The following is a 16,218-nucleotide window of genomic DNA, read 5'->3' as shown; positions in this document are numbered from 1 at the left end:
TTATTTTTGTGCCAAAACACGGTTCGATATGACGGCACTTATTCTTTATGTCATGCTCTGGCTTTGGGATAACCGGACTTTTGATTCGATCACCAAATCCAACCAGCGGAAACTGGCCGCCGAGGAGGCATATAATAACAAGCAATTCTCCCGGTCCGCGGATTTGTACCAGCAGATAGCATACGGCTCAATTTTTTCAGATCCGGCAGCAAGGTTAAACCTCGCACATTCCTATTACGAACTGGGGGATTTTACAAAAGCATTGAAACACTATCAGCTGCTCAGCGATATCGATGACAACACAATTGCCTCTATTGCAAATTGCCAGATTGCACTCATTCAGGTGAGCCAAAAAGATACGGCAGGCGCGCTAACCAGCCTGAAATCAGCTCTCATGCTGGAATCAGGCAATGGTGTGGCACGGGCCGATTACATTATCTTGAAAAAGCATTTCTCAGGAATGGAACAACCTTCCGACATTCGAACAAAGAAGCAAAAGTCGAATGAACAGGTAACGCAACAGAACAATCAAACCAGCCAGCCGGAGCCTAAACCTGAAACCAGAGAAGTGGCGGAAGATGTAAAAAAGGAAGAATTATTGAAAAGCCTCAAAGCAATGAATATGTCGGAAGACCAGGCGAGGGCAATCCTGGATGCCATGAAATCAAACGAAAGCCAATATATTTACCAGCTCCGACGGAAGCAATACAACAAAATGACCGACAAAAAGGAAGAAATCGAGTGGTAATTTTTTTAACAAATGATGAACAGTATACCCGAAACAAATTTTCAATTTCCTGGTCAGACTGGGTTTTATAAGGGAAAAGTCCGCGACGTTTATGCCTTTGAGAAACGACTCGTGATGGTTGCTACCGACCGCATTTCTGCATTTGACGTAATCCTGCCGAGGGCAATCCCATATAAAGGACAGGTACTGAACCAGATCGCAGCACACTTTTTGAATGCGACATCGGGCATTGTGCCGAACTGGCTTGAAGAAGTGCCGGACCCGAATGTGAGCATCGGTATCAAATGTCAGGCCTACCCGGTAGAGATGGTTGTGAGGGGTTATCTGGCCGGTCATGCATGGCGGGAATATTCATTGGGAAAACGTACCGTTTGTGGCGTGTCACTTCCGGACGGATTGAAAGAAAACGACAAGCTCCCCGAGCCGATCATTACGCCGACGACGAAAGCCCACGAGGGACATGATGAAGACATTTCGCGTGAGGAGATTCTTGCGCAGGGATTGGTAAGTGAGGACGACTACGCACATCTGGAAAAATATACGCTGGCATTATTTGCAAAAGGAACCGAAATGGCAGCGGACCAGGGCTTGATCCTGGTGGATACAAAATATGAGTTCGGGCAGCTGGATGGCATTATTTACCTGATCGACGAGATCCATACCCCCGATTCTTCACGGTATTTTTATCAGGATGTTTATCAGGAAAATCAAACTGCCGGAATTCCCCAGAAACAGCTTAGCAAGGAATTTGTAAGAGAATGGCTGATTCAAAATGGTTTCCAGGGAAAAGAAGGACAAAACGTGCCGGAAATGACGGATGAGCGGGTTCAGTTGATCTCAGATCGGTATATCGAGTTATTTGAAAAAGTAACAGGCAACAAATTCCAGAAAAACAATCTGGACAATCCATTAAAACGCATTGAAGCGGCCATTGCCAGATCTTTATAATCGATTCATCAGATCCCATTTTGAACTTATTATTTCGACAAAACAAATACTGCAATGAATTACAAACTGGAAAAGAAAGAGCAATACGTTTTCATCGAACTCGAGGAAACGGCATTTGCACAGGATATTCCGGCTTCATTTGAAGAAACCGTGAAAGGCCTTTTCCGAGAAGGTTACCACAGTCTGATCGTCAACATGCAGACTGTTAAATCCGTAGACGCAGCGGGAACGATCATATTAAAGAAAATCAACTGGCTCTGTTCGAATGATCTGGGACTACTGGTGATTGTAACCCGGGACGACGATTTCATCGACCTTCTAGAAAGTTTAAAAATCCCGGATCTTCAAGTATTACCTACCAAAGAAGAAGCCATCGACGCGGTTTTCATGAATAACCTGGAAAACGAATTCGGTGCAGGGGATGATGACTACGATGACGAAGATTACGAAGGTGTAAGCGAGTCAAAAGAACCTTGATCACAGTCCATTAAGATAAAAAAGTCACTCAAACGTCCTGCTCCCCGGAGTCGGACGTTTTTTTGTCATCTGTAGTCACACCTCGTCATTAGTTGTGACTGGACTATCAAACAACGAATACCAATAGCTAACAGCTAACAGCCAACAGCTAATAGCTGATAGCTGATAGCCGACTTCCATATTATACTTTCCAAAGACTCTATTTGTAATCTTCCAAGTTTCTAAAATCCTAAAATTTAGATATGATTTTGGCAACCAATTGGCTGGATCTTTAAACTGTTATCAATATTTCTATAAATTTTGTAACTAAACTATCAAAAATAACGGGTAGTAGAAAATTTTGCCATTCGCATATTAAGCCAAATATTTTTTATGGTTATCTTGCGAGGCTTTACCCTATTCATACCAGAACGCTGGTTTTGCACTTTTTTCTAACCGCTTATTTAAACAAATTCTAATTACGAATTTGTCAATTACTACAATCTCGATAATGTCGCAAATGTCTGAACCAAACGTAGAAAATCAGGGACTATACCGTCCGGAATTCGAGCACGATGCATGTGGAATCGGTTTCCGGGCTAACATTAAGGGCCGTAAGTCACACCAGATCGTGGCGGACGCTATTCATATGTTAGAGCGTATGGAACACCGGGGTGCTACTGGCTTCGATCCGAATACGGGTGATGGCGCCGGAATTTTAATTCAGATTCCTCACGAGTTTTTTGTAGAAGAAACCACGAAGCTGGGCTTTCAGCTTCCCTTTGCCGGAGAATATGGTGTGGGAATGATTTTCTTTCCGGGTGAAGATACCATGCGTGAAGAGTGCCGGGACATCTTGAACCGGAAGGCCAAAAAGCTCGGCCTTACCGTGCTCGGTTATAGAAAAGTGCCTACCCTCAATAATACATTGGGAGAAGGTTCCTTATCCGTTGAGCCTTTCGTAGAACAGGTTTTCATCAAACGGCCGGATGACGTTACAGATGATATGGCTTTTGAAAGAAAGCTGTTCATCCTCCGCCAGGTTTCTACCCGGCTCATTAAAGACACCGTAAAAGGTGGCGCGAAAAGCTTCTATTATTCTTCGCTATCGTGCCGTACCATTTCATATAAAGGCCAGCTTACCACTGCGCAGCTTAAATATTACTTCCCGGACCTGGAAAACGAATCGGTGGTTTCTGCATTGGCAGTTGTCCATTCCCGATTTTCGACCAATACATTTCCTTCGTGGGAACTTGCCCAGCCATTCCGCTACATTGCGCACAATGGTGAGATCAATACTGTAAAAGGGAATGTAAACTGGATCCGTGCCGGCGAAAAATCGTTTGAATCGAATTTTTTCTCCAAAGAAGAAATGGATATGCTCCTGCCGATCTGCGACAGGAACCAGTCCGACTCGGCCAACCTCGACAATGCAATTGAATTGCTGCATCTTTCGGGCCGCTCATTGCCACACGTGATGATGATGTTGATCCCCGAAGCCTGGGACGGTAACGAACAAATGGACCCTGATCGTAAGGCATTTTACGAATACCACGCGGCGATTATGGAGCCTTGGGACGGACCTGCTTCCATTTCCTTCACCGATGGTAAAATGGTAGGTGCTACGCTTGACCGCAACGGTCTGCGCCCGTCCCGTTACTGGGTACTCGACGACGATACCATCATTATGGCCTCTGAGGCAGGTGTGTTGGAAGTAGATCAGGCAAGAGTAGTGACCAAAGGCCGCCTGCAACCAGGACGTATGTTCGTGGTGGATATGGAACAGGGCCGCATTATTCCTGATGAAGAAATTAAATCCCAGATTTGCAAAGCTCAGCCTTATCAGAAGTGGCTGGAAGACAATAAACTACATGTAGATGCACTGGATCACCCGATCCGTACATACCGTGCCTATGACGAAAATGCATTACTGAAACGTCAGGTAGCATTCGGTTATACGTCCGAAGACTTGCGTATGATCCTCGCACCGATGGCGCAAACGGGTTTGGAGGCGATCGGATCAATGGGCACGGACAGCCCGCTGGCGGTACTTTCCGAGCAAAGTCAGCATTTGTCTACCTATTTCAAACAGCTTTTCGCGCAGGTTACCAACCCGCCGATCGACTCGATCCGCGAGCGTGCGATTATGTCGCTGATCTCGTTTGTAGGAAGCACAGAAAACATTCTCACAGAAACACCAAAGCATTGCCGCCAGATCGCATTGCCGCACCCGATACTTTCCGTGCAGGAATTCGACAAGCTGCGTTTTGTTGACAAAGACGGTTTTCAGGCCAAAACCATCAACACCTATTTCCGTGCAGACCAGGAAGGAAAAGCATTGGAAAGAGCATTGGACAGAATCTGCCGTTACGCGGTAGATGCCATCGAGGACGGATTTGAGATCCTTATCCTCTCCGACCGCGCCATCGACTCCGACCACGCACCGATTCCTTCCTTGCTGGCAACCGCAACTATTCACCACCACCTGATCCGCGAAGGACTGAGAGGCAAAGTAGGCTTGCTGGTAGAAGCGGGTGATGTTTGGGAAACCCATCATGTAGCGACATTGATCGGCTACGGAGCGGCGGGGATCTGCCCTTACATGGCATTCGAAACGCTTTCACACATGAACCGAAAAGGCATGATCGATGGCGAGTTTACCGATGAAAAACTGCATTACAACTATATCAAGGCCGTTAACAAGGAGCTTTTGAAGATTTTCTCTAAAATGGGAATCTCGACCCTGCAATCTTACCAGGGAGCGCAGATCTTCGAATGTGTGGGCTTGAACAAGGATGTAATCGACAAATATTTCACAGGTACCATCTCGCGTATCAGCGGTATGGGCATTCCTGAGATCGCACGCGAAATTCTGGTGCGTCACAAAGTGGCCTATCATGAAAATCCCGAGCAAAAGCCAAGACTGGAAGTAGGTGGTGTTTACCAGTGGAAACAGCGCGGTGAAGCACACATTTTCAACCCGCAATCGGTGCATTTGCTGCAACAGTCCACCCGCACTGCGAGCTACGAGCAGTTTAAGAAATACTCCAAACTGATCGACGACCAGAGCCACAAGGCACTGACGCTCCGTGGATTATTAAGATTCAAAAAAGGCAATGCAATTCCTCTGGAAGAAGTAGAGCCGGTTGAGAATATCTTCAAACGCTTTGCTACCGGAGCCATGTCATTCGGCTCCATTTCATGGGAAGCGCATACTACGCTGGCGATTGCGATGAACCGCATTGGCGGAAAATCCAACTCGGGTGAAGGTGGTGAAGATGAGCTGCGTTACAACCGGATGCCTAATGGCGACTGGATGAATTCGCAGATCAAACAAGTTGCGTCCGGACGTTTCGGGGTAACGAGCCATTACCTGAGCAACGCAGGTGAATTACAGATTAAAACCGCACAAGGTGCAAAACCGGGTGAAGGCGGGCAGCTTCCGGGCTTCAAAGTCGATGACTGGATCGGTCGTACGCGCCACTCCACACCAGGTGTAGGGTTGATTTCTCCCCCGCCCCACCACGATATTTATTCGATCGAGGATTTGGCGCAGCTGATTTTTGACCTTAAAAATGCAAACCGTGCCGCGAGGATCAGTGTGAAACTGGTTTCAGAGGCCGGAGTCGGTACCGTAGCCTCCGGAGTTGCCAAAGCACATGCCGATCACATTCTGATCTCAGGCTACGATGGCGGGACCGGCGCATCTCCATTGAGTTCGATCCGCCACGCGGGCTTACCCTGGGAGCTTGGATTGGCCGAAACGCATCAGACTTTGGTAAAAAATAAACTGCGAGGACGTGTGACCGTTCAGGCGGATGGACAATTGCGTACCGGTCGCGACTTAGCGATTGCTGCATTGCTCGGCGCGGAAGAATGGGGCGTGGCCACTGCCGCATTGGTTGCGGCTGGTTGTATCATGATGCGTAAATGCCATTTGAATACATGTCCGGTTGGTGTTGCGACCCAACGTAAAGAACTTCGCGCATTATTCTCTGGAAAGCCGGAGCATGTGGTAAACATGTTCACATTCATGGCCGAGGAGTTGCGTGAGATCATGGCACAGCTTGGTTTCCGAACCGTAAATGAAATGGTAGGACAAGCTCAGTACCTCGAATTAAGAAACGATATCAAGCATTGGAAATACAAAAATCTGAATTTCGATGCGATCTTATATAAAGAAGGCGACCTGTCGGTAGCTCAGTTCAAGCAGGAAGAGCAGGATCATGGCATCGGTTCCATTTTGGATATTGATCTGATCAGGACTGCGAAAGCCGCTTTGGAGAATCAGGAAGAGGTTTATGGTGAATTTGCTGTAAACAACCTGAACCGGTCATTGGGAACCATGCTTTCGAATGAGATATCAAAAAAACACGGGGGTGCAGGTTTGCCAAAAGGCAATATCCATTTCAAATTCCGTGGTACAGCCGGACAAAGTTTCGGCGCATTCAATACCAACGGTGTTCGTTTGGAACTTGAAGGTGATGCGAATGATTATTTCGGAAAAGGGCTTTGCGGCGCTGAACTGATCGTTTATCCGGACCGGGATTCGAAATTTAAACCAGAAGAAAACATCATCATTGGAAACGTAGCGTTTTACGGCGCGACTTCCGGCGACGCGTACATTCGCGGAACTGCAGGCGAACGTTTTTGTGTGCGTAACTCAGGTGCGAAGGTGGTAGTAGAAGGTGTGGGAGATCACGGTCTTGAATATATGACCGGTGGCTTGGCTGTCATCCTGGGTGAAACAGGTCGCAACTTTGCGGCTGGTATGTCTGGCGGTGTTGCCTATGTTTTGGATAAAACCGGAACATTCAGAGAAAAAGTGAATATGGAAATGGTTACGCTCGATGCCTTGAACGAAGAAGATCAGAGTATCCTCCGCGAATACCTGGACAAACATTTCCAGTATACAACCAGTAATATTGCTTTCCAGCTGATCCAGAACTGGGGAGAATCCGTGAAGCAATTTGTGAAAGTGATGCCGACAGACTTCAAAAAAGCATTGGAAGGCCGCGGTATCACGCTCGCACAGCAGATTGCCGATAAAAATGTGGTTTACAAAGACATCGTCGTAGATGTTGTTCACCAGTAATACCACAACCATATTTAAAGTTACTTTCATTAGAAAAACGATTTAATAAGAAGTTTAGAATGGGAAAACCAACCGGATTTTTAGAGTTTGAAAGAGAGTTACCGAAGAAAAGAAGTGTTGACGAACGCCGTCAGGACTATCGTGAAATTGAAACCGCTCCAACTGACTCCAATTCCAAACAGCAGGCAGCCCGTTGCATGGACTGCGGAATCCCTTTTTGTCACAATGGTTGTCCGCTGGGAAACATTATACCGGAGTTCAATGATGCGGTTTACGATGAGAACTGGGCACTGGCTTACGAGATCCTGGCATCTACCAACAACTTCCCGGAATTTACCGGAAGGATTTGCCCGGCTCCCTGCGAAGCATCCTGTGTTTTGGGGATCAACAAACCCCCGGTCGCCATCGAGTACATTGAAAAAGCGATCATTGAAAAAGCATTTGAACTGAACCTTGTGAAACCTAAACTACCGAAAGTCCGTACGGGCAAAAAAGTAGCGGTTGTAGGTTCGGGGCCAGCAGGGTTAGCGGCTGCCTACCAGCTCAACCAGGCCGGCCATACGGTTACACTTTTGGAAAGAGCCGACAAGATCGGTGGCCTGGTACGTTATGGAATTCCCGATTTCAAGCTTGACAAAGGCATTATCGACCGTCGTCTTGCCGTAATGCAGGAAGAAGGCATTGAATTCCGTACCAATGTAAACGTAGGAGTGAATGTCAAAGCCGACGAGCTTTTAAATGAGTTTGACGCTGTGGTACTGACCATGGGATCTACGGTTCCGAGGGATGTAAAAATCCAGGGACGACACTTGAAAGGCGTTCACTTTGCGATGGAATTCCTGAGCCAGCAAAACAAACGCGTGGCCGGCATCAACCCGGAATTTGACCACCGCGGTGCGGCCTACGTAAACGGACAAATTATCGCAAAAGACAAGCACGTGGTGGTGATCGGCGGTGGAGATACAGGCTCCGACTGTGTAGGTACATCCGGCCGTCACGGCGCGGCATCCATCACACAGATCGAATTAATGCCCATCCCTCCAACGGAACGTGATGCGAGCACGCCATGGCCGAACTGGCCGATGATGCTCCGGACATCAACGTCTCACGAAGAAGGCTGCGACAGACATTGGTCAATCAATACGAAAGAATTTGTCGGTGACGAAAACGGCAATTTGAAAGAGCTGAAAATCGTTGATTTGGATTGGCAAAAAGATCCTGAAACGGGGCGTATGCAAATGCGGGAAGTGGAAGGAAGCGAAAGAAACATTCCGTGTGAGCTCGCATTCCTGGCTGCCGGATTTCTGCATCCGCAACAAGAAGGTCTGTTAAACGATCTTGAATTGGAATTTGACGAAAGAGGTAATATCAAAACGCATGGTTACCAGTCTACTACCAATGAAAAAGTGTTTGCTGCGGGAGATTGCCGCAGAGGACAATCCCTGGTAGTATGGGCGATCAGCGAAGGACGTGAGGCCGCGCGGGCGGTTGACGAGTATCTGATGGGCCAGTCGTTCCTGGAAGCGAAGGCACTTTCGATGTTTAATCCGGCTTTTGCGCACGCGTAACATTTGAATCGCGTTTAAGGCTGACCTCTATAAATTGTTATTGATCGAGAAGCTGCTCAAACCGGGCAGCTTCTTACTTTATATCGCTTTATATTTGCCCATGTTTTTGCACCACTCCCCTTTCTGGCTCAAAGCTTTTTTCCCGGGCTTCACCTGGCGTATCCCCACGCAGGAGAAACAGATCTTTCTAACTTTCGACGACGGACCGATTCCCGAAATTACTGAATGGGTGCTGGATACATTGAAACAGTTTAATGCGAAGGCGACTTTCTTTTGCATTGGTGATAATGTGAGAAAACATCCGGATGTTTTCCAAAAAGTGCTTCTCGACGGGCACGCGATTGGCAATCATACATTTAACCACATGAATGGATGGAAAACGGAGGACGAAATATACCTCGAAAACATTGACAAGTGCACAAAACAGCTCAATGTCAATACCAACCTTTTCCGTCCGCCATATGGCAGGATCAAAAAGAGCCAGTCCAGAATGGTCTTGCATGAGCGTAAAATCATCATGTGGGATGTACTGAGCGGCGACTTTTCCAAGAATATCACTCCGCAACTGTGTTTGGAGAAAACAATCCGGTACACACGTCCCGGCTCGATTATTTTGTTTCACGACAGCCTGAAAGCGTCGGAGAACATGCAGTATGCATTACCGAAATTTCTTGAACACTTTACGCAGGAAGGATTTTCTTTCGCAGCCCTGCCCATGAATTAACCGCGTAGTACATGCCCGATCCCAATCATCCCATTCTAATTAGTATCCTGGTAGCTGCGCGAAATGAGGAGCATAATATCGAAAGATGCCTGAGGTCGCTCGACGATGTTGATTTCCCAAAAGAAAAGCTTGAAATCATCATTGGAGACGATGATTCGGATGATGGTACCGCCGAACAAGTCCGGAATTTCATACACGATAAGCCTCATTTTAAATACATAAAAATAACAACGCAACTCGCCGGACTGAAAGGAAAAGCAAACGTGCTGGCCCATTTGGCGCATCGCGCGCGGGGAAATTACCTTTTTTACTGTGACGCTGATATTGCCGTAAAACCGACCTGGCTTTCAGAAATGTTACCTCATTTTAAACCGAAAACAGGTGTGGTGGTTGGCCTTACGAGGATGAAACATAGTCATTTACTGGCCGATCTGCTCTCTATGGAGTGGCTTTTCGCATTGACGGTAACACGTTTTTTTTCCCTGTTCAAAATCCCTATAACAGGCATGGGCAACAACATGGCGGTAACGCGTGAAGCCTATTTCAGAATGGGAGGATTTGAGAAAATCGGCTTTTCGATTGTTGAGGATTATTCTCTTTTCATGGGAATTATAGCTGAGGGATACGAATTTCAAATGGCATACAAACCGGAGATTTTGAGTATTTCAGAACCGGTAAACACATTTCCGGAATTACTAAGGCAGCGAAAAAGATGGATGCATGGCGTCATGCAGTCGTACTGGGCGACCCGGTTAAGCCTCTTCGTTTCGTCATTGATCATCCCAATATTGCTGCTCATTTCCATTTGGTACCCCATCCATGTATTGTCCAGCTTGATCCAATATTACGTACTTATAACAGCAATCTCCCTGACAGCCATCACCATGCTCAAACAACCCGATCTTTGGAAAGCAGCACTACTTTTCTGGTTCTATATGGTTAGTATCGGCTTGATTATGCTGGTAAATTACTACCTGCCGAGCAAGACGGTTTGGAAAGGGAGAGAGTATTGAATAAGCTGTTAGCTGTTTAATTTCAAAACTTTTGCTTTACGTTCTACACTAACAAAAAAAGCTAATTGCTAATCGCTAACAGCCATAAGTTTTCAAAAATGATCGAAACCCACGCACATATTTACAGCGACGACTACGCGGAAGACAGGGACGAAATGCTCGACCGGGCCTGGAAGGCTGGTATTGAACAAATCTGGATGCCCAATTGCGATTCGGGGACCATTACAGGGATGATGGAGCTGGCGAAAAAGTATCCGGAGAAATGTCTGCCGATGATCGGGCTGCATCCGACGTATGTCAAAGATGATTTTGAAAATGAGCTGGCCATTATGGAAGAATGGCTGGACATGTACCCATTTATTGCGGTTGGCGAGATTGGGATGGACCTTTTCTGGGATGTCACTTTCAAAGAGCAACAGGAAAAAGCATTTCTATATCAATGCAAATTAGCCCGGAAACATAATCTCTGGATCGACATTCACAGCAGAAGCGCGTTTTCGGAAACAGTCAGGCTGATCGAAGAATTTGCCGATCCCCGGTTAACGGGTATTTTCCATTGCTTTACCGGAACGCTGGAAGAAGCTGAAAAAGCTATTGAATTAGGTTTTAAACTAGGGATCGGGGGCGTGGCGACATTCAAAAATGGCGGTCTGGACAAAGTAATCCCATTTATCGGGCTTGACAATTTGGTATTGGAAACCGACAGCCCCTACCTCACACCTGTACCTTTCCGCGGCAAGCGAAATGAAGTTTCCTACATTGACCTGGTTGCCCAGCGCGTCGCTGATTTGAAACAGATCACAAAAGCCGAAGTCATTTCCGCGACCACAGAAACAGCACAAAAACTCCTCCATATCAAAGCCTCATGACCTATTCCAAGATCCGTATCAACCCGATTTCGCCCGAACCGGCCAACGGTTCCGTTCTGGTCATTTATACCGGGGGAACACTCGGAATGATTTACGAGCGAAAGGAAAATCAACTGGTACCATTTGATTTTCAGCAAATTATCGAACGTGTGCCCGAAATAAGCAGGCTCGATTTTGAGATCACATTTCTATCCCTTCCCGAGCCCATCGACTCCTCCAACATGAACCCGGAAATCTGGATCGAACTGGCAGAAATCATCGAAACCAACTATCATGAATTCGACAGCTTTGTGATTTTGCACGGGACAGATACCATGGCCTATACGGCTTCGGCACTGAGCTACCTTTTTGAAAACCTGAATAAACCCGTTATTCTGACGGGAGCACAGCTGCCCATTGGAGTAGCCAGATCGGATGCACGCGAAAATGTGATCACCGCCCTGGAACTGGCCGCAGCAAAAAACGGGCTCGGACATCCCATGATTAGCGAGGTGTGCATTTATTTCAATTCACAGCTTTTGCGTGGAAACCGATCGAAGAAAAAAGAAAGCTCCGATTTCAATGCATTTCACTCTGAAAATTATCCGCCGCTGGCAACCGCGGGTGTACGCATTGAATATAATTTGCCATATGTAAAACCCTTTGACGCCGACTCCGAATTCATCGTCCACAAAACGCTGAACACCCAGGTCGCATTCCTGAAAATGTTCCCGGGTATCACGCCACGGGTCGTCGAGGCCGTTTTTGGAATTAACGATCTGAAAGGCGTCGTTTTAGAAACCTACGGCTCGGGAAATGCCACCACCGACATCTGGTTCCTGAGCGCCATCAGCAAAGCCATTGAGCGCGGACTGATCATTTTTAACGTGTCACAGTGCGACGGCGGCCGGGTAACGCAGGGACAATACCAAACCAGCAAGTTTCTGGAACAGGCGGGAGTGATCAGCGGCTCGGACATCACAGCCGAAGCCGCGATCACGAAGTTGATGTACGTTTTCGCAAAAGAGACTGACAAAACGAAATGCATCGAAATGCTCGGCACACCATTACGAGGGGAAATGAGTATTTGATTTGCATTGCTGCCCGTCTTTATTATCTTTGCACCCCGTAACCACAAACAGAGAGGTGTCCGAGTGGTTGAAGGAGCTACCCTGGAAAGGTAGTATGTGGGTAACTGCATCGAGAGTTCGAATCTCTTCCTCTCTGCAAAGCAATTCCAAAGCTGACCAAACGTAAAACGACCATCCATTCGGGTGGTCGTTTTTACGTTGTAATGCGCCTCGAAACTTCATTTTAATCTCATTTTAATCTCACGAAACACGGTTACGTCTCAGGTTACGGCTATAAAGTGGCGGTTACGTCATAATATATTCTATAACCCTAAATAACTAGTTGTGTTTGTCAAACTCTCAAAAATGAAAGTATTGTTCTGGTTCAGGAAGTCCGAGGCGAAAGGTGAAGTGGGTGCAAAAGATCCCACAGGATCGATTCAGCTAAGAATCAACATAAACGGCGTCGATATGGAAATCGGGTCGACTTCAATATGTTGTAAAAAATCTCATTGGAGTGCCGAACATCAAAAATTAATAGGCAGGGCAAAGAATAGAGATGTAGGCAACCAGTTACTTAGCCGCATATTGACCACCGTTAATAATACCTTCAATATTCTTTCTACTAAATATGAATTTATCTATCCGCAGTTAGTAAAGGATTATTACCTGGGCAATAAAAAATTTGTCTATTCGGTACTAGAAATAAAAAACCAATATTTTCAGCATAGGCAGGTCGAAGTAAATAGCGGGCTGATCACTTCGACCACGTGTTCAGTTAATGAGAATTACGCCCGTCATATTTTGGAATATTGCAACGTTGAACGCATCAAAAAACCAATGCAAATCCCGGCCACTTTCTTTTCCGATCTGTTCACGTTTTTAATTGACGGACGCATGGGCGATCGTATGGCCCGGAAAGTATGCCGATTTGCAAAACAAATGCTTCGCTGGGCGAAGAAAAAGGGAATGTCCCCGGCGCTCAGTTGCTTAGAAGAAACCATGCCTGGGTCGGCAGAAACGGAAGAAGATCTGGACACAACACATTTAACTGTTACCCAATTGCTTCACCTATACCAGTATGATTTCAAATACGACATGTTGACTAAGATCACAGCAAAATCGGCGGAAACCCTGGAAAAAGAGCGAGACGCGTTCGTTTTTAACTGTTTTACCGGTATGCACCATTGCGACTACATTAAAAAGGAATTTCGGGTCGAACCTTACGGCGATAGCCTGTTTTTGCACGGTGTGCGCCTTAAAACCAGGATTAAGTTTTCAATAAAGCTTTTAGAACCTGCCGTCGAAATTCTCAAAAAATATAACAACTCGCTGGCTGATCTACCTATAAAAAGCAATCAGAAAAGAAATCAGAGTTTGAAAATGATTGCGGCTTTTACTGGTATTCCGCTTAATCTGAGTACGAAAATAGCCCGAAAGACATTTTGCGACCTGGCGCTAAATGAAATGTTAATGCCGCCTGACGATGTGGCTGCATGCCTGGGCCTGACCAGTACTAAGCATTTGAAGAATTACGGACGGATTCGGGAAAAGCGCTTGATTTCTATGATGAAATCTTGGGATGAATTAAAAAACGCCTCCTAAATAGGTGTATTTTTGAATAAAAAGCCTTCTCATGGAAAATTCTGAAAATGCATTTCAACCACATTTGGAAACATTTTTTACGTCAATTAATTCATTGAAAACAAAGTCTTCCCATGTAGAAGGTCTTCTTTCGCGTTCAATGAATGACTATGAAAAAAATTATAAAGACTTTCCAGTTAAAACATTGTCATTCACCGCTCTGATAATATCTGATTGGAGTGGAGAACATCCAGGTAATTGGGTCGTTCGAAAACATACGGGCATAATAGACTCTATCACACTTGACAATTATCGTGATGAAACGAAAAAGATAATTTCCTTTCATTGTTGTTCGACCTTTGCTCAATGTTTTGAACGATTATCCTCCTTTTTAAAGGACATTGCTATTGAAAATGGGAGAATACATCCAGAAACATTGAATTACAGTGACAAATCGACAAAGGAAATAAAGATTTACAACAGACAAACAATTCCGGGGGGTGACGCTATTTTTGATATAATTAAAGCATCGTCGGATGGATTGCTTATGAAATATTCAAAAGAGAATGTTTTTAAAATCAAATTTACTGAGTTCTGGAAGGTTATCTCAGTGTTTAGACACTCGATAACTCACTCTAGCTCCATATTCCCCGTAAATAAGATCCCACAATCAATTTATTATAATACTCTTTTACAGTACTTATTTCCAAATACCGAAATTCACCAAAGCAACATACACATTATTTTGGAATTCGGAGATTTGTCCAAATTAGTCAGTACGTTAGCAGAGTTTGCCTTCCAAATTTTCAAAATATACTCGATCAAGGAAAAAATGGAATGGGATATATACAAATAGATATTTACTGCTTTCGTGGCGCCCCTTTGTTTCCCTTAAAAGTGTCATAGAGCACAAATGCGCTGCTATAGAATAGATCTTCCGGCCGGGCGCAACTGATCTGAATTTAGTCACGTGTGGCGCATCGACCGCAAAAGATCCGGGCAATGTCACATCAAAAATGTGCTTGTCCGGATCTTTTAAAAGCTCGAATGTCACGCCAGGATCTGGCGCTATTTATAATCTGTTTTGATCGTGATCCAAATCCCGTCCTCATGTTTCCAGGCGGTCAGGATCTTTTCGTAAAGCTGCTCGAAAGCTGATTTGCTGGATCCCACGCAATATTCCTTATCCTCTTTAAAGTTGGTAAGGCCAGGAAGCAGACAACCTTCCGTATTGCGAATGTAATTCCCTGGGTGGATTAGAATCCCAGAATAACCAGGCACATCGACCAGGCGCGGCAGTAGCCGTTTAAACCTGGTCGAATGGCTTACAATGACTTTATAACGTCCGGTCGGGATCGCTGTTTCGCGTTTAATTTTGATATCAGCGATTTGCTGCAAAGTCATTTTCGAATCCAGGCCCCGGTCGGCATCTTCCAAAATGAAATGATGCACTTTCCCGTCAACTGACAATGTGCTTAATGTACTGGCGTTCCCTTGCCAGCGTCGGGTCACTACTAATTCCATTGGTCTTACCAGTTATACTTAGTTAAAAATCTACCCAGGCGATCGTCTGGGCGGCATGCTCTGTAAATGATCAGCCGTTCGGTGATCACCGCAAACAGCAATAGGATAAAGTCGCCAGCTGACGGCCCGTAAAGCACGCCACTAACGCCAACCAGGATCAAAAGCCAGCGGTATACAATCCGGCCCGTGGTATCGGTTCCGATCGTGCTGAACTCTGTTTTTAGAATAGACTCGTTATTCTTTTTGATCTGGACGTGTGCCCGCAAAGTGAGCACGATAATAAAAAGGGATAAAGCCACAACTACGATTGTGCTGATTAGGTTAATTGCTTCCATCAGTTTTGTCGATTTTGGTCATTAATTTACTTTTTGCCTTCTCCATGATCGGTTCAAAGCAGTACACCGATAGGCCCGTGATAACGGCGGCTAGGAAAGGATTTTGAACTTTGGCCCAGTAGACGACCAGGCCAGGAACTAACAGCGCACTGGAAAGGCCCATTATCACGACGCGGATCGTCTTCCGCTTGCTCAATGGTTCGTCTGGCTCGTAAACCCTATAAAAAACAATTAACACGGCGGCGAAAATGGATACAATCCAGTTTTCGATCGGTACGCCCAGGCGCTTCAAAATTTCTTCCATT

The 16,218-nt window shown here is 45.8% G+C and carries 14 protein-coding genes and 1 tRNA gene; 12 read left to right on the top strand and 3 right to left on the bottom strand.

What is annotated here, in order from left to right; genetic code table 11:
* Positions 1-28 precede the first annotated feature (28 nt).
* From LZG72_RS00310 to LZG72_RS00255, 12 genes are all read left to right on the top strand, one after another.
* On the top strand, positions 29-748 hold the full coding sequence (locus tag LZG72_RS00310) for a tetratricopeptide repeat protein (RefSeq protein WP_233866113.1): 720 nt from the start codon (positions 29-31) through the stop codon (positions 746-748).
* A 15-nt stretch (positions 749-763) separates the two neighbouring features.
* A complete protein-coding gene (locus tag LZG72_RS00305; protein ID WP_233867479.1) occupies positions 764-1,696 on the top strand; it encodes a phosphoribosylaminoimidazolesuccinocarboxamide synthase in 933 nt (310 codons plus the stop codon).
* 54 nt (positions 1,697-1,750) lie between these two features.
* Positions 1,751-2,173 carry an anti-anti-sigma factor gene (locus tag LZG72_RS00300; RefSeq protein WP_233866112.1) on the top strand — a complete coding sequence of 141 codons (423 nt, stop codon included), beginning with the start codon at positions 1,751-1,753 and terminating at the stop codon, positions 2,171-2,173.
* 490 nt (positions 2,174-2,663) lie between these two features.
* Positions 2,664-7,247 carry a glutamate synthase large subunit gene (gene gltB, locus LZG72_RS00295; RefSeq protein WP_233866111.1) on the top strand — a complete coding sequence of 1,528 codons (4,584 nt, stop codon included), beginning with the start codon at positions 2,664-2,666 and terminating at the stop codon, positions 7,245-7,247.
* Positions 7,248-7,306: 59 nt separating this feature from the next.
* Positions 7,307-8,815: a glutamate synthase subunit beta gene (locus LZG72_RS00290; RefSeq protein ID WP_233866110.1), complete on the top strand. Its 1,509-nt coding sequence runs from the start codon at positions 7,307-7,309 to the stop codon at positions 8,813-8,815.
* Positions 8,816-8,915: 100 nt separating this feature from the next.
* On the top strand, positions 8,916-9,539 hold the full coding sequence (locus LZG72_RS00285) for a polysaccharide deacetylase family protein (RefSeq protein WP_233866109.1): 624 nt from the start codon (positions 8,916-8,918) through the stop codon (positions 9,537-9,539).
* An 11-nt stretch (positions 9,540-9,550) separates the two neighbouring features.
* Positions 9,551-10,552: a glycosyltransferase gene (locus LZG72_RS00280; protein ID WP_233866107.1), complete on the top strand. Its 1,002-nt coding sequence runs from the start codon at positions 9,551-9,553 to the stop codon at positions 10,550-10,552.
* A gap of 98 nt (positions 10,553-10,650) precedes the next feature.
* Positions 10,651-11,421: a TatD family hydrolase gene (locus LZG72_RS00275; protein WP_233866106.1), complete on the top strand. Its 771-nt coding sequence runs from the start codon at positions 10,651-10,653 to the stop codon at positions 11,419-11,421.
* A complete protein-coding gene (locus tag LZG72_RS00270) occupies positions 11,418-12,491 on the top strand; it encodes an asparaginase (protein WP_233866105.1) in 1,074 nt (357 codons plus the stop codon). The genes LZG72_RS00275 and LZG72_RS00270 overlap by 4 nt, the downstream gene beginning before the upstream one ends.
* 49 nt (positions 12,492-12,540) lie before the next feature.
* Positions 12,541-12,627: transfer RNA gene (locus LZG72_RS00265), tRNA-Ser, on the top strand.
* A 254-nt stretch (positions 12,628-12,881) separates the two neighbouring features.
* Entirely contained in the window at positions 12,882-14,075 is a 1,194-nt protein-coding gene (locus LZG72_RS00260) for a hypothetical protein (RefSeq protein ID WP_233866103.1), read from the top strand.
* A 31-nt stretch (positions 14,076-14,106) separates the two neighbouring features.
* Positions 14,107-14,910: a hypothetical protein gene (locus tag LZG72_RS00255; RefSeq protein WP_233866102.1), complete on the top strand. Its 804-nt coding sequence runs from the start codon at positions 14,107-14,109 to the stop codon at positions 14,908-14,910.
* Positions 14,911-15,122: 212 nt separating this feature from the next.
* On the opposite strand, the gene LZG72_RS00250 is transcribed toward LZG72_RS00255, so the two are convergent.
* The 3 genes from LZG72_RS00250 to LZG72_RS00240 are packed head-to-tail and all read right to left on the bottom strand — an operon-like array spanning position 15,123 to position 16,217.
* Positions 15,123-15,578, bottom strand: a complete 456-nt coding sequence (locus tag LZG72_RS00250; RefSeq protein WP_233866101.1) for a DUF5675 family protein — start codon at positions 15,576-15,578, stop codon at positions 15,123-15,125.
* A 5-nt stretch (positions 15,579-15,583) separates the two neighbouring features.
* Complete coding sequence (locus tag LZG72_RS00245; RefSeq protein ID WP_233866100.1) at positions 15,584-15,913, bottom strand: hypothetical protein; 330 nt, start codon at positions 15,911-15,913, stop codon at positions 15,584-15,586.
* Entirely contained in the window at positions 15,900-16,217 is a 318-nt protein-coding gene (locus LZG72_RS00240; RefSeq protein WP_233866099.1) for a hypothetical protein, read from the bottom strand. Before LZG72_RS00240 ends, LZG72_RS00245 begins: the two co-directional genes overlap by 14 nt.
* Position 16,218: the final 1 nt, after the last annotated feature.

The sequence above is a fragment of the Dyadobacter sp. CY323 genome (assembly GCF_021390245.1).
Taxonomy (GTDB): Bacteria; Bacteroidota; Bacteroidia; order Cytophagales; family Spirosomataceae; genus Dyadobacter.
This window is presented reverse-complemented; position numbering and strand designations above follow the sequence as displayed.